Here is a 14,252-nt window from a genome sequence, read left to right on the forward strand (position 1 = left end):
GCGTTAACCGCTTCCCCTGACCGGTTTGAAAGGAAACGGCGCTAGCCTTGCCCCGAGAAGTCGAAGCCCGAGACATCAAGGCACGACACCATCAAGGCCCGACATCAAGGAACGCGCCGATGCCAAGCCCTGTGCCATTGCTGTTGATGATGCTTGCCGCCACGCCCGCGTCTGCCGGCTCGATCGAGCGGATTGCGACGGCATCCGAACCGGCACGCCCGACGGGAAGCATCGTGACGCTCGACTGCCTGTCCTGCCCGCCGGTTGAGCGGCGCCGTCCCTCGATGACGGCCCCCTTCGAGCTTGCGCCCGGCCAGCAGATCCTGTCGCTGCAGGAGCGCAACGGCAAGCCGGTGCTGCTGCGCACCGAAGCCTGGATGGGCGGCTCGCCGGTCACGTTTGTGAGCCTCAACCCGGTCTGGATCGACCGGGAGGAACAGGCGATCGTCGCCCGCGCCAGGCCAGCCTCCCCCATGGATCCGGCAGCGCCCTCCGATCCGCTGGATACCGGCACCACGGCAGCCGTGCCGGCACCGCCGACGCAGGCCGCGCCACGCCTGCCGTCTGCCGCTCCCGCTCCCCTTCCGGATTTCTCCGGCGTGGCCCTGCGCCCGGCACTTTAAAACCGACGCCTTCATCTTGCCATCCGGCAGGATGGACTGTCCTACCGGGCGATTTTCTCTGCGCAGTGCTGCAGGAGAACAGGGATAATCGATCCATTAGAGCTTTATTTATAGTTAAAGACTAAAACTCTCGGTGGGGCGTGGTCAGCGTCCGTCAAGCGCAGGAGCGCGATAACGAAACATGTTGTCGCCCGCTCTCCGTTCCATGGGCCCCCGGCGACGACCAAGGGCGGTGGTACCAATGAAGAACATGAAGATATCCACCCAGCTGTTCCTGCTGGTGGGCGCCATGATGGTGGTGTTTGCAGCCATCACCTTCTTCCAGATCAAATCCTCGACGAACGCCATCTATCGCGAACGCTATGAAATGCTGCGCACGCAGGTGGAAACGGCGATTTCGGTGATGAGCGACTTCAACGATCGCGCCAAGGCCGGAGAGTTTTCCAAGGAAGAGGCGCAGAAGCGCGCCTATGCCCTCATCAACAAGATGCAGTTCCAGCCGGACGGATATTTCTTCGGTTACGACTATGACGTCGTCCTGGTCTTCCATCCCACCTCTCCGAGCGTCGGCAAGAGCAACAAGGGCAAGGGTGACCCGACCGGCAACATGTATCGCGACGACCTCGTCAAGCTGGGTCGCGCCGGCGGTGGTTACGTCGAATTCATCGGACCCAAGCCCGGCAAGGACCCGAACGACTACAGCTACCCGAAGGCCGCCTATGGCAAGGTGTTCGAGCCGTGGCAGATCGTCGTCGTCACCGGCCTTTATACCGATGACCTGAGGGCAGAGGTGCGCGACAACATCATCAAGACCGTCGGCGGTTCCTCGCTGCTGTTCCTCATGGCCCTGGCCGGTGCCTTCTTCGTCATTCGCGGAATCACCGGCCCGCTCAACGCCATTCACGATGCGCTGGGGGCCGTGGCCGACGAGGACACGTCGAAAACCATTCCCCATACCGACATGGGCAATGAAGTGGGCATGATGGCAAAGGCCACGAAAGCGCTGCAGGAAAAGATCCGCGAGCGCCACGCGATGGCCGAGCGCCAGAAGGCACAGGAGCAGGAACTGGATGCCGAGCGCCAGCGCAACATAAAGGCCCAGCACGACGAAGCCGAGCAGCAGGCGCATGTGGTGGCCACCATCGGAGCGGCACTGGAACAGCTGGCCGATGGCGACCTCACCATTCGCTGCAACGATCTCGGACGCAAATACGAGGGCCTGCGGCAGAACTTCAACGATGCGCTGTCGCGGCTCGAGCAGGCCATGTCCCGCGTCAACCTCAAGGGCAACGATATCGGCGTCTCCAAGGAGGAGATCCGCCGTGCCTCCAGCGAGCTTGCCCAGCGCACCGAGCGCCAGGCGGCCAATCTGGAGGAAACCTCCGCAGCGCTCGACGAACTGACGGTTGCCGTGCGCCAGACGGCGGACGGTGCCCGGGAAGCCGCCCAGCGCGTGAAGACGATCAGCACCGAGGCGCGCCAGAGCGACAGCATCGTCGAACAGGCGATCGGCGCCATGAGCGGCATCGAGCAGTCGTCGTCGGAGATCACCAAGATCATCGGCGTGATCGACGAGATCGCCTTCCAGACCAATCTTCTGGCGCTGAATGCCGGTGTCGAAGCCGCCCGTGCCGGCGAAAGCGGCAAGGGCTTTGCCGTCGTGGCCCAGGAAGTGCGCGAACTCGCCCAGCGCTCCGCCGCCGCCGCCAAGGAGATCAAGGACCAGATTTCCCGCTCCACCGGCCAGGTGGAACAGGGCGTGCAGCTGGTGGCCCAGGCGGGTGAAGCATTGAAGCGCATTTCCGCCCAGATCGAAGGCGCAAACGACATTGTCGGCAAGATCTCGCACAGCGCCCAGGAACAGGACACCACGCTGCGCTCCATCTCGGCGGCACTGAACCAGCTGGACAGCGCCACCCAGCAGAACGCCGCCATGGCCGAGGAAACCACGGCATCCGCCGAGGTTCTGGCCAATGATACCGGCGACCTTCTGGATCTGATCCGCAGCTTCCGCACCGGCGACGTGCGCGATGCAGCGGGCAACCTGCAGGGGATGGGCCAGAAGATGCGCCGCGCCGGCTGATCCTTACGCTTTGTCTTGATGCAATTCCGGACGCTGGAATTGCTTCGCACACGCAGACAGCGCCGGCCCCCGTGGCCGGCGTTCTGCGTTCAAAGCATCGCTTCAGAGGTAGACTTCCAGTTCCGCCATCAGCCGGTCGATTTCATGGCCGGCAAAAACGGTTATGCCATTCTGGCGCAACAGCGCCGCCGTAACGCCCGATCCCGCATGCCGGCGCCCGGCAAAGGCACCGTCATAGATGGAGATCGAACCGCAGGACGGGCTGCCGTCGATCAGAAGTGCGTGGCAGCAATGGCTTTCGCGCGTAACCGCAAGCGCCTTTTGCGCACCGGCCACGAAGGCAGAGGTGACATCGCCGCCGGTTAACTCCAGCACCCGCGCGCGCCCCAAAAGCACATCCTCGCCTGTCAGGCCCGCCTCGATTTCCGCCGGCGGGCGCGGCACGCTCATGCCGCCCGCCAGCTCCGGACAGAACGCGACCACCCGCCCCTCCTCCTGCAGACGCGTGAGGGCCGCATGGGACAGCAGCTTTCCCTTGCCGTCATAACGGACCGGCTGGCCGAGAAGGCAGGCGCTGACGAGGATTTTGGCGGGCATGGTCTTACACGTCCAATCGGCGCGGGATATCGGATCGTTCATGAAGAATGCGGACAACTTCGACCAGATCGTCCCCAGAAATGACATAGAAGATCAGGTGAGAACCGGCTCTCCTTCGCCGATAGCCGGGCCGCACCCAGTCCACTTCGCCACCCGCGAATGGATGACGGCCGATCTCGGCAATCATCTCAAGTATCTCTTTCAGATAGCGCTCTGCCTGGGCTTTCGACCATCGATCTCGCGTCTCGTCGCCAATATCGAGGAAATCGTTTCGCGCCGCGGGACGAAGCCGGACCTCAGCCACGGGCCTTCCATCTCTCCCGTGCCAAATTCATCAGTTCCTCAGGGTCGAAGGGCACGGAAGGGCCACTGTTCTCACCCTCGATCAGCGCATCGCGCAAGCCTTCCAGCTTCGCCTGCTCTTCCTCCAGCAGCCGGAGCCCCGCTTCTACGACTTGCTGCGGTGAGGAAAACCGGCCGCTTTCGACCTGCTCATCGACGAAGCGGTCGAGCGGTGTATCGAGAAGGATCGAGAAGGGCTTGTTCATGGGAAGCGTCCAACACTGAACTGATGGGATCACTCTAGCCCAGAGAGCCGAAAACTGGAAGGCAGATGCAAAGGCCCCGCCGAAGCAGGGCCTTCATCAATCATCCCGCAATCTTGGAAAAATCCGCAACCGTGCCGGTCGCTTCGCGCACCGCGTAAAGCAGGGCGAGGCGGTTGGCGCGGATTTCCGGGTTTTCGTCGTTGACCAGCACATCCTCGAAGAAGGTATCGACCGGGCCGCGCAGGTTGGACAGCGCCTGCATGGCGGAGCGGAAATCCTCCTGCACGATGGCGTCGGACGCTTCGGCGGAGGCGGCGCGTACGGCGGTGTAGAGCGCCTTTTCAGCGTCCAGAACCAGAAGTTCGTCGGAGACGCCATCGGCAATGACGGCACCCTTCTTTTCTTCCGCCGCCAGAAGCTGCGTGGCGCGCTTGGTGCCGGAAAGCAGGTTCTTGCCGTCTTCGGAGGTGATGAAGGCGGTCAGCGCCTCGACGCGGCGGGCCACCAGCAGCAGATCGTCGGACGCCGGCGTCAGGACGGCATCGATGAGATCGTGGCGGGCACCCATGTCGCGCAGGTAGCCTTTCAGACGATCGTGGAAGAAGGAGAGGAGATCGCTGTCCTTGACGATGGCCAACAACCGCAACCGAACCTTGCATTCCATGAGGATACGCACGACACCAAGTGCTGCACGGCGCAGCGCGTAAGGGTCCTTGGACCCGGTCGGCTTTTCATCGATGGCCCAGAAGCCGGTGAGCGTATCGAGCTTGTCGGCGAGCGCCACGGTGAGACCCACCGCGCCTTCTGGCAGGCGGTCGGACGGGCCCTGCGGCTTGTAATGATCCTCGACGGCGGCGGCCACCTCTGCCGGTTCGCCCTGCAGGAGCGCATATTTGCGGCCCATCAGGCCCTGCAGTTCCGGGAATTCGCCAACGGCTTCGGTGCGCAGATCGGCTTTTGCAAGCACCACGGCGCGATCGACCAGCGCCGGATCGGCACCCACAAGCGGGGCAAGCTGGGCGGCAAGCGCCCGGATGCGCGCCACGCGCTCGCCTTGGGTGCCGAGCTTGGCGTGGAAGGTCACGTTCAGCGCGTCGAGCTTGGCCATGCGCTGGTCGAGCGGTTTCTTCAGGTCGAGACCGAACTTTTCGGCCGAGGCCTTCAACGTATCGAGATCCGGCAGATTGCCCTGGTCGCGGGTCCAGAAGTGCTTGGCGTCCGACAGGCGGGCGCGCACGACCTTGCCATTGCCATGGATGATTTCGGCACCGCCATCCTTCGCCTCGATATTGGAGACGAGGATGAAGCGGTTCGACAGGCCTTCGCCGCCCTGTGGGCGGGTGACGAAACACTTCTGGTTCGTCTTGATCGTCAGGCGGATGATTTCGGCCGGGATCGCCAGATACTCTTCCTCGAAGGCGCCCATCAGCACATGCGGCCATTCGACGAGACCGGAGACTTCCTCCAGTAGGCCTTCATCTTCCACGAGGTCGAGACCGCTTGCAAAGGCGAGATCGCGCGCATCATGCAGGATCACGTCCTTGCGGCGCTCCGCATCCAGCATCACCTTCGCCTTTTCAAGGCTCGTCACATAGTCGTCGAAGCGGCGCACGGTGATGGCGCCGGGCGCATGAAAGCGGTGACCATAGGTGATGTTGGAAGCCTTGATGCCATCGAGCTCGAATTCTACCACCTGCGTTTCGTCATGTTCCGGGCCGAAGACGCAGAGGATGGATTGCAGCGGGCGCACCCAGCGCAGGCTTTCCGAGCCCTTGCCCTCGATGCCGCCGAACCGCATGCCCTTGGGCATGGAGGCAAAGCCGGAGCGCATGCTTTTCGGCCAGGGAAAGGTGCGGATGATGGCGGGCATCACCTCGGCGATGATCTCTTCCGCCGGCCGGCCGGGCTTGGAGACGACGGCGACATAAAAATCACCCTTCTTCGGATCCGGCACGACCTGCGCCTCGGACACGTCCGACAGGCCCGCCTTGCGCAGAAAACCCTGCACGGCCTGTTCCGGCGCCTTGGTGGACGGGCCCTTGATCTCTTCGCGCTGATCGGCCGAGCGGGCATTGAGGCCGCGGATATCGAGCGTCAGCCGGCGCGGTGTCCAGTATTCGCGCACACCCTCATAGGTCAGCCCCTGATCCACCAGCGCATCGGTGACGAGCTTTTTGAGGTCGCCTGCCGCCTTGCGCTGCATGCGGGCAGGAATTTCCTCGGAGCGAAGTTCGAGCAGAAGATCAGGCATGGCACTCGGCTTGTAATGGAAATGACATTGCGCCGGGACTTAGCAAGCCCTCGGGCAAAAGTCATCTGCCGAGTCACGCAAAATGCAGCCGACGGGCCGATGCAGGCACAAAGCCTCACCGGACCGGGCTGCCGGCGATGAGCGCCTGTTGCAGGAGATCACTGCGGACCTTGTTCTTGTGCTGAGCCACCATGCCCGGGATCAGGAAGGCGTCGACCAGGACCCATATTCCGACCGCAATCAGCGGCACTGCTCCCACGCCAACAGGAAGAAGAACGAAGCCCACGATCGTCAGGATTATCATGACAACAGCAGAACCACTGCGCCCCAAGTAAAAACGATGACCGCCCAATCCTCCAACAAACAGCCAAAGCAAATAGGAAGCCCCTATAGACTTTGCTTCGTTGGTCACCCTCTGTTCGATGAGCATTTGCTGCTCTGTAGATACTGCCATTGCTCCTACCCCCAAGTGTCGGGATTGAATCTAGACAATGAGTGGCACGCGGGCAATGCAAAAATGACAGGCTGCGATGTGAGGAGCAGAGCGTCCCCTGCCCTCATCCCCGCTGCAGGGAGACGCCGAGCGAAGTCAGCGCATCCCAGTACCCGGGATAGGTTTTACCCACGCAATCCGGGTCGAGAATGGTGATGCCGTTGATCTTCAGCCCGGCGAGCGCAAAGCTCATGGCGATGCGGTGATCGGCAAAGGTGTCGATCTCGGCCGGCAGGGTCTGGCCGGCAAGCGCCGGGTCGGAAGACACGATGAGGTCGTCGCCCTCTTCGGCCGCCAGCCCTTCGCGAATGGCGTTGAGGCCGGTCGACAGCGCGCGGATGCGGTCGCATTCCTTGACGCGCAGATTGGCGATGCCGACAAAGCGCACCGGCGTTTCGTTGAAGGCGGCAAGCACCGCAATCGTTGGAATGGCATCCTGCATCTGGCTGCCGTCGATGACGGCCGGCATGTGCGGAAAGGCGGCAATGACGGCATGGGCCTTGGCGTCCGGCTGGGTGAAGGCCTGCGCCGGCGTGCCGATATCGATCTGGCCGCCGGTCAGCACTTCCGCACCCCAGAGATAGGTGGCGGCCGAGGCGTCCGGCTCGATGTGGAAATCGGTGGCCGTATAGCCGGTCGGCTTGACGCGCCAGGTGGCGCTGTCCAGCTCTTCGACCTCAGCTCCAAAGGCGCGCATGGCATCCAGCGTCAGGTCCACATAACCGCGCGCGCCGATCTCGGTGCCGGTGAGCGCCACGGTCACCGGGGCATTGGCGCCTTCAGGGGCAAGCGGCGCGGCCATCAGCAGCGCCGAGACATACTGGCTGGAGAGGCCCGCATCGATTTCCACACGGCCGGAGGCAAAATGGCCGGTGCCCCTCACCGTCACCGGCGGGCAACCGGTCGGCGCTTCGGCGGAAATGCCGAGTGCGTTAAGGGCCGAGACCAGCGGCGCGATCGGGCGCTTGCGCATATGCGCATCGCCATCCACCACCACCGTGCCCTCGACCGAGGCCACGGCTGCCGTCAGAAAGCGCGTTGCGGTGCCGGCATTGCCGAGGAAAAGCGGTGTGGCGGGCGCCGTCAGCCGGCCGGTGCCGGTCACGACGAAGGTCGTTGCATCCGGCTCTTCCACGGTGACGCCCATGGCGCGCAGGGCCTCTGCCATATAGCGGGTATCGTCGCTTTTCAGCGCGCCGGTCAGCCGGCTTGTTCCACGCGCAAGACCCGCCAGAAGCAGCGCCCGATTGGTGATCGACTTGGAGCCGGGAGGCGCGACATGGCCGGTCAGGGGATGGCCGGGGGGAAGGATGGTCAGCTTGTCGAGTTGCTTATCGGGGGTCATGGCGGTCTCGTCAGTCTCGGATGGCACGCGGGACGGATGGGTGCAGCATGGCGAAAGGCGCACGGGCATCCGTTTCGGGGTTGATGTCGTGACAAGGCTTGTTCACCAAACCGCGCCGGCTGGCAACAGGCTTTGGCCCCAAACCGCAGGAATGGCGCAAGGCATCGCGCGGGTTTCAAGCCACCAGCGCTGGCTTGCCACCCAACGGAGGCTGTGCAGCAGGACACCGGGCCTATAAGAAGAACGCCCGGCGCACCATATGTCTGGCGCAAAGGCCCGATGGGAGGAGAAACCGCATGCAGCCCCTTCAGGACAGACTGGCCGGCAGCGGCCCGATCATCGACGCCCGTTTCGACGGGGAAGAGATGCAGGAGGCCCATATTGCCGAGGCGGAATTTCGCAATTGCCGGTTTTCAAACTGCACGTTTGACGAAGCCACGTTTCGCAACTGCCGGTTTTACGGCTGCCTGTTTGATCACTGCAACTTTCGCGAAACGATCATCGAGGACTGCCAGTTCTGCGAGGGCGAGACCGGCACGCAGTGGCGCTATTGCGATCTCTCCAAGGCAGAGATCCGCCGCAGCAATCTCAGCCTCAACACCATGATCGGCAGCACGGCCTATCTGACTACCTTCAGCGATTGTTCGGCCGCTGGCATCCGGCTCGACCTCGAGACCCAGCGGAAAATCCGCACGCAGATTCTGGCCGGCGGCGTGACCTTCCGCAAATGCAAGCTGCAATATGCCGTCTTTTCAGCGGCGGATTTTCGCCAAAGCGTGTTTGAAAGCTGTGATCTGCGCGATGCAAGCCTTTCCGGCTGCAATCTGTCGGAGGCAAGCTTTCGCGGCTCAAGCCTTCACAATATCGATCTTGTCGGCGCAACGCTCGACCATGCGGACCTATCGCATGCCAGCTTCGATGCGCTGGACCTCACGAGCCTCGCCTCGTTTCATGCCGCCGTGGTGACGCGCGACCAGCACGAGGCGCTTCTGGCCTCGCTCGGGATTTTGACGGCGGATTGACCATCAGCCGCCGTCAGCACCGCCTCTCATCTGTTATAGACGGTGCAGAACAGCTTCAATCGAGACTTCTCCCGGATGAAAGTCGTATAAGATGCGAGGCTGTACCCCTTTTCGGCCCAGTATTTCTTGTTCTCCTCCAGATTGTTCCAGCCGTCGATCTGCCAGTCGAGGTGCTTGGTATTCTGGCTATAGTGCAGACGAACAAGGGCGCTTTCAACACCAAGTTCCCGCGAGCCACTGTCTTTGCATTCCATCTTGGTAACGATCAGCCCCTGAGCACCAAGCTTTCTTGCATATTTGAAGACCACTTCGCCTGACATCCATTCGGATACTTCCGCCTGCGCTGCTTGTGCCGTGACGAAAGCTGCAGTGACCGACGCGACGATGAAAAATTTACAGAGAACCCTCATAATACTACCCCCAAACACCCAGAGTACTTTATGTCCGGCTCTTCTACTCCGCAAGGCGCTATGGCAGCAGCTTCGGATCGCTCCGCTGTCTTTCGTCAGGCAACGGCCTTTTCGATGTTCACACCGCCGGCATCGGTCAGCAGAAACGCTTCGCCGCAGGCCTTGGCGAGCGTTCTGACGCGCAGGATATAGCTCTGGCGTTCGGTAACGGAAATAACGCCGCGGGCATCGAGAAGGTTGAACACGTGGGAGGCCTTGATGCACTGGTCATAGGCCGGGAAGACGCATTTGTGCAGGCGCTGGTTGGCACTGTCGCCCGGCGCGCCGAAGGCAAGCAGGCTTGCGCATTCGCGCTCGGCATCCTCGAAATGGCGCAGCAGCATGTCGGTATTGGCATATTCGAAATTGTGCCGCGAATATTCCTGCTCGGCCTGCAGGAAGACATCGCCATAGGAGATCTTCTCTTCGCCCTCGCGGCCGTTGAAGTTGAGGTCATAGACATTATCGACGCCCTGCACATACATGGCGAGACGTTCGAGACCATAGGTCAGTTCGCCCGCGACCGGCGAACATTCGATGCCGCAGACCTGCTGGAAGTAGGTGAACTGCGAGACTTCCATGCCGTCGCACCAGCATTCCCAGCCAAGACCCCAGGCGCCAAGCGTCGGGCTTTCCCAGTCGTCTTCGACGAAGCGCACGTCATGCAGCAGCGGATCGAGACCAATGGCGGCGAGCGAACCGAGGTAAAGCTCCTGCAGGTTCGACGGGTTCGGCTTCAGGATGACCTGATACTGGTAGTAATGCTGCAGGCGGTTGGGGTTTTCGCCATAGCGACCGTCGGACGGGCGCCGCGACGGCTGCACATAGGCAGCCTTCCACGGCTTGGGCCCGAGCGCGCGCAGCGTCGTTGCCGGATGAAAGGTGCCGGCGCCCACTTCCATGTCATAGGGCTGCAGCACCGCGCAGCCCTTGTCGGCCCAATAGGCGTGGAGCGTCAGGATCAGCGCCTGGAAGGAGCGCTTGGGGTCCATATGCGGAGCAAGGGGCGTGGTCATGGCACTATCCGGAACTTCAATGAAACGTCGCCCGTCTGGTGCCACGGCGGGCCGGAAGGGTCAAGTGCGGCGGGGAAAGGACGGGACACGGAAGCAAAGTTCGGCTAAAATGAACCGGCGAGATGCAAGGAGCGAAGATGAACGTCAAGACCACGATCGAGCTTCCTGAAATTCTGGCTGACATTACGGAAGAACTCCGCCGCCGGGCCGCCCTGCCCGCAGAGGAATGGCAGCAATGGGATGGCGAAGCGTTATCCTCACGGGTGAAAGCGCGCCTCGACGAAAAATACCGACCGCAGGAATAGTTGTTCGCCCACAGAGCAAGCAGCCTTTCACCGTCTCCGCTCTCTCCCCCGAAGGAAGAGGGGCCTTCAAGCGGTTGAGGGACGCCTTCGCAGACACTGACCTTTGAAATGCAACAGGCGCGATGCCGAGAAAACTACTCCTCGTCGCGGCGCACCCTGTATTCGCCCGTTACCTCGTCCTTGACCAGCGTGCCGATGGCGTTGGTCTGGCGCTCACGCTCCTGCTCGCGCCGGCGGATGGCGAGTTTTTCGGCGTCGGCCACGAACTTTTTATAAAAATACCAGCCCCCGCCGATGACGAGGGCGAGAAACAGAAGTTGCGGCATGGTTGGTTCTCCCCCTTGCAAGCGGTTCGGGGAGACACGGACCGCGTTCCCTGACAATCACGAACGGGACTTAAAGCCCGTAACGGCTCCACAATGCCCGCTCTTCGAGGCTCGCGGCAAGGCCGGATACGGCAGCAGAAGCAATTTCCCCACCGGATCCGATGCCAGGACCGCCCGAAACCCCGCCCGAGATCACGCCCGGCAGGCGCCGGCCGAAGAGGCTGCGGGCACCGCCGATGAGTTCCAGCTTGGTGTTCTTGCCATAACGGCGCTTCAGGACCTCGCGCATTTCGCCGATCCCGTCGACAAGACCAAGCTCGACGCCGCGCGTGCCGGTCCAGAACAGGCCGGAAAAGATCGTTTCCTCTTCCGCCAGCCGCTCGCCGCGGCGTGCCTTCACCATGTCAATGAACACCTTGTGGATATCGAGCTGCAGCGTCTTCAGATATTCGATGTCGGCTTCCTTTTCCGGCTGGAAGGGATCGAGGATCACCTTGTTTTCGCCGGCCGTATAGACGCGCCGTTCGACGCCGATCTTCTTCAACAGTTCGGGAAAACCGAAACCGCCGGAGACGACGCCGATCGAGCCGACGATGGAAGTGGGATCGACGAGGATCTCGTCGCCGGCAATCGCGATCATATAACCGCCGGAAGCGGCGACATCTTCCACGAAGACCAGCACGCGCTTGTTCTTTTCCTCCGCCAGTGCCCGGATGCGCTGGTAGATGAGGCGCGACTGCACCGGCGAGCCACCGGGAGAATTAACCGACAGCGCAACGGCTGGCGCATCCTTGCGCGAAAACGCCTTTTCCAGCATGGGGGCGACGGTTGCAAGGTTGAGCGCCGGGCGAAACTGGCTGCCGCCCGTCATGATGGCGCCATGCAGGCGCACGACGGGAATGGCGATGCCTTCATCCTTGCGGAACCGCTTCGGCACCAACCGTTTCAAAACACCAGCCATTTCATCTCCTGCTTCATCACGTTGCTGATCGAGGATGTATGCAACGGAATGGCCGGCGCAATGGTTGCCATGGATAAATTCCGCGTCATTCAGCGGCTTGTGCGGCGATAGGCGGCACGGCCGTTGTTGAGATCGTCGACAAAGGGGGAAAAGGCATGCCCCTCGTCGGCATGCATGAAGAGCGGCGCGCGAAACCGCGCCCGCGCCCGGGATCCCTTGATGGCGGTGACGAGAAGCCGGATCGCATCCTCGCCCGGGCGCGGATGGACAAGCGTCAGTTCGAGCCCGCCAAAGCGTTTGCCACAGGCGGCAAGGATGTCGCCCACCGATTGCGGCCGCGCAATCAGCGACAGCTGGCCGCCCGGCACCATGATGGCGCCGGCGGTGCGGATCCAGCTCTCGAACAGGTCGTCGGTCATCGCATGGGCCTCCGCCTTCAGCGCATCCGGCGTCTTGCGGTCGCGTCCGTCGTTGAACGGCGGGTTCATGATGACATGGTGGAAATGATCGTCCAAAAGACCCGCGGCGATCCGCGCCTTGCCGCGCAGCGTCACATCGGCCTCGATCACCTGGGCGCGGGCGGCAAGGAATGCGTTCTCGTCAAGGGCAAGCGTGCGCCGGGCATAGTCCGCCATCTCGGCGGAACGCTCCACCAGCACCACTTCGGCGGCGACAAGACGCGCGGCAACGGCAAGACCCGCGGCCCCGGCGCCGGCGCCGAGATCGGCCACCCGCACCGGACGATCCGCATCGACCAGGGCTGCCAGAAGCATGGCGTCCATGCCCGCCCGGTGGCCGCCATCGCGCGGCTGCACCAGAAAGAATTGCCCGCGATGGAAGGCGTCGACCGTCTCGCTGATCGCCCTGTCCATCGCTCACATGTCTCCCGGATCTCTGAGCTCCGCCGACAGGCCGGCGTCGGTCAGAATGCGGCGCGCCGCCTCGATGCGGTCGCCCTCCACCAGCAGCCGGCGCGGCAACAGGCCGAGCGATCCTTCCAGAATGCTCATGGACTGGTCCGCGATGAGACAATGAATGCCCGCATCCTGAAGCAGGCTCTGGGAGAAGGACAGCACAACCGCATCATTGGTGCGGATCAGTTCTTTCATGGGCTTAAAACACCTCAATTATCAGTCATCCGTCCGATTGCCTCTTGCCGGGCCATCCGCCCCTTTCTATTGTCCGGCACAAAATTTGAACAGGAGGCCACATCATTGGGCGTCGTTATTCCGCTCGAAGAGGGCAAAAACAAGCAGGCATCCGTGAAACCGCTGGTCGATCTGACCAAGGCGGACATGGATCGGGTCAACCAGCTGATCCTGTCCAAGGCAGGATCCGATGTGCAGATGATCCCGGAAGTGGCCAATCACCTGATCTCGTCGGGTGGCAAACGGCTGCGCCCGATGCTGACGCTCGCCTCCGCCCAGATGTTCGGCTATGAGGGCGAAGGCCATGTCAAGCTTGCGACCAGCGTCGAGTTCATGCACACGGCAACACTGTTGCATGACGACGTGGTGGACGAAAGCGATCTTCGCCGCGGCAAATCCACCGCCCGCATGATCTGGGGCAACCAGGCGAGCGTTCTGGTCGGCGACTTCCTGCTCGGCCAGGCCTTCAAGATGATGGTCGACGTCGGTTCGCTCGATGCGCTGGACGTGCTTGCCACCTCCGCATCCGTCATTGCCGAGGGCGAGGTTTTGCAGCTGTCGGTCGCCAAGAACATGGAGACCACGGAAGACGACTATCTCTCCGTCATCCGCGCAAAGACCGCGGCGCTGTTTGCCGCGGCCGCCGAAGTCGGCCCGATCATCGCCAATACGGACCGGGCCAGCCGCAATGCGCTCAAATCCTACGGCATGAATCTTGGCCTTGCCTTCCAGCTGGTCGATGACGTGCTGGATTACGGCGGCAAGGCGGCCGATCTCGGCAAGAATGTCGGCGACGATTTCCGCGAGGGCAAGATCACGCTGCCGGTCATCCTCTCCTATCGGCGCGGCACGGCCGAAGACCGTGCCTTCTGGAAAACCGCCATCGAACAGGGCGACAGCAGCGACGAGAACCTTGAAAAGGCGCTCGGCCTCATCGCCAAATACAATGGCCTTGGCGATACCATCACCCGCGCCAGACATTATGGCGAAATGGCCCGCGATGCCCTGTCCCCGCTTGCTGCCACCCCCCAGAAGGCGGCCCTGATGGAAGTGATCGACTTCTGTATCGACCGGGTCAATTGACG

Annotated in this window: 17 protein-coding genes; 5 read left to right on the forward strand and 12 right to left on the reverse strand. The window is 62.3% G+C overall.

All coding sequences use genetic code 11. The annotated features are described in order from the left end of the window. Positions 1–119 precede the first annotated feature (119 nt). Both J2858_RS03565 and J2858_RS03570 read left to right on the forward strand, forming a co-directional pair. A complete protein-coding gene (locus J2858_RS03565) occupies positions 120–623 on the forward strand; it encodes a plant virulence effector HPE1-like domain-containing protein (protein ID WP_210103353.1) in 504 nt (167 codons plus the stop codon). A gap of 241 nt (positions 624–864) precedes the next feature. Further along, positions 865–2,706, forward strand: coding sequence for a methyl-accepting chemotaxis protein (locus J2858_RS03570; protein WP_210103354.1), 1,842 nt, complete (start codon positions 865–867; stop codon positions 2,704–2,706). Between the two features lie 102 nt (positions 2,707–2,808). On the opposite strand, the gene J2858_RS03575 is transcribed toward J2858_RS03570, so the two are convergent. The 6 genes from J2858_RS03575 to aroA all read right to left on the reverse strand — a co-directional run bounded on the left by J2858_RS03575 (position 2,809) and on the right by aroA (position 7,940). Then, the gene (locus J2858_RS03575) at positions 2,809–3,303 is read right to left on the reverse strand and encodes a DUF523 domain-containing protein (protein ID WP_210103355.1); all 495 of its coding nucleotides are present in this window, start codon (positions 3,301–3,303) and stop codon (positions 2,809–2,811) included. 4 nt (positions 3,304–3,307) lie between these two features. Further along, on the reverse strand, positions 3,308–3,607 hold the full coding sequence (locus J2858_RS03580; RefSeq protein ID WP_210103356.1) for a type II toxin-antitoxin system RelE/ParE family toxin: 300 nt from the start codon (positions 3,605–3,607) through the stop codon (positions 3,308–3,310). Beyond that, positions 3,600–3,851, reverse strand: a complete 252-nt coding sequence (locus J2858_RS03585; RefSeq protein WP_210103357.1) for a type II toxin-antitoxin system ParD family antitoxin — start codon at positions 3,849–3,851, stop codon at positions 3,600–3,602. Before J2858_RS03585 ends, J2858_RS03580 begins: the two co-directional genes overlap by 8 nt. A gap of 100 nt (positions 3,852–3,951) precedes the next feature. After that, a complete protein-coding gene (gene glyS, locus J2858_RS03590) occupies positions 3,952–6,102 on the reverse strand; it encodes a glycine--tRNA ligase subunit beta (RefSeq protein WP_210103358.1) in 2,151 nt (716 codons plus the stop codon). Positions 6,103–6,217: 115 nt separating this feature from the next. Beyond that, the gene (locus tag J2858_RS03595; protein ID WP_245365532.1) at positions 6,218–6,532 is read right to left on the reverse strand and encodes a TM2 domain-containing protein; all 315 of its coding nucleotides are present in this window, start codon (positions 6,530–6,532) and stop codon (positions 6,218–6,220) included. 127 nt (positions 6,533–6,659) lie between these two features. Then, the gene (gene aroA / locus J2858_RS03600; RefSeq protein WP_210103360.1) at positions 6,660–7,940 is read right to left on the reverse strand and encodes a 3-phosphoshikimate 1-carboxyvinyltransferase; all 1,281 of its coding nucleotides are present in this window, start codon (positions 7,938–7,940) and stop codon (positions 6,660–6,662) included. 296 nt (positions 7,941–8,236) lie between these two features. Here aroA and J2858_RS03605 point away from each other — a divergent pair, with 296 nt between their 5' ends. After that, positions 8,237–8,962: a pentapeptide repeat-containing protein gene (locus J2858_RS03605; protein WP_210103361.1), complete on the forward strand. Its 726-nt coding sequence runs from the start codon at positions 8,237–8,239 to the stop codon at positions 8,960–8,962. 26 nt (positions 8,963–8,988) lie between these two features. Here J2858_RS03605 and J2858_RS03610 read toward each other — a convergent pair whose 3' ends face one another. Together J2858_RS03610 and J2858_RS03615 are read right to left on the reverse strand one after the other, a co-directional pair. Next, positions 8,989–9,372, reverse strand: coding sequence for a hypothetical protein (locus J2858_RS03610; protein WP_245365533.1), 384 nt, complete (start codon positions 9,370–9,372; stop codon positions 8,989–8,991). Between the two features lie 95 nt (positions 9,373–9,467). Beyond that, positions 9,468–10,403 carry a glycine--tRNA ligase subunit alpha gene (locus J2858_RS03615; protein ID WP_210104121.1) on the reverse strand — a complete coding sequence of 312 codons (936 nt, stop codon included), beginning with the start codon at positions 10,401–10,403 and terminating at the stop codon, positions 9,468–9,470. Positions 10,404–10,564: 161 nt separating this feature from the next. Here J2858_RS03615 and J2858_RS03620 point away from each other — a divergent pair, with 161 nt between their 5' ends. Next, complete coding sequence (locus J2858_RS03620) at positions 10,565–10,732, forward strand: hypothetical protein (RefSeq protein ID WP_210103362.1); 168 nt, start codon at positions 10,565–10,567, stop codon at positions 10,730–10,732. 134 nt (positions 10,733–10,866) lie between these two features. On the opposite strand, the gene J2858_RS03625 is transcribed toward J2858_RS03620, so the two are convergent. The 4 genes from J2858_RS03625 to J2858_RS03640 all read right to left on the reverse strand — a co-directional run bounded on the left by J2858_RS03625 (position 10,867) and on the right by J2858_RS03640 (position 13,128). Next, positions 10,867–11,058, reverse strand: coding sequence for a hypothetical protein (locus tag J2858_RS03625; protein ID WP_210103363.1), 192 nt, complete (start codon positions 11,056–11,058; stop codon positions 10,867–10,869). Between the two features lie 70 nt (positions 11,059–11,128). After that, positions 11,129–12,019: a S49 family peptidase gene (locus tag J2858_RS03630; RefSeq protein WP_210103364.1), complete on the reverse strand. Its 891-nt coding sequence runs from the start codon at positions 12,017–12,019 to the stop codon at positions 11,129–11,131. An 89-nt stretch (positions 12,020–12,108) separates the two neighbouring features. Continuing rightward, positions 12,109–12,891 carry a tRNA1(Val) (adenine(37)-N6)-methyltransferase gene (locus J2858_RS03635; protein ID WP_210103365.1) on the reverse strand — a complete coding sequence of 261 codons (783 nt, stop codon included), beginning with the start codon at positions 12,889–12,891 and terminating at the stop codon, positions 12,109–12,111. Between the two features lie 3 nt (positions 12,892–12,894). Next, a complete protein-coding gene (locus J2858_RS03640) occupies positions 12,895–13,128 on the reverse strand; it encodes a DUF2007 domain-containing protein (RefSeq protein ID WP_210103366.1) in 234 nt (77 codons plus the stop codon). A gap of 105 nt (positions 13,129–13,233) precedes the next feature. On the opposite strand from J2858_RS03640, the gene J2858_RS03645 reads away from it, so the two are divergent. Next, positions 13,234–14,250 carry a polyprenyl synthetase family protein gene (locus J2858_RS03645; protein WP_210103367.1) on the forward strand — a complete coding sequence of 339 codons (1,017 nt, stop codon included), beginning with the start codon at positions 13,234–13,236 and terminating at the stop codon, positions 14,248–14,250. Positions 14,251–14,252 lie beyond the last annotated feature (2 nt).

Source organism: Neorhizobium galegae, from assembly GCF_017877135.1.
GTDB lineage: Bacteria > Pseudomonadota > Alphaproteobacteria > Rhizobiales > Rhizobiaceae > Neorhizobium > Neorhizobium galegae_A.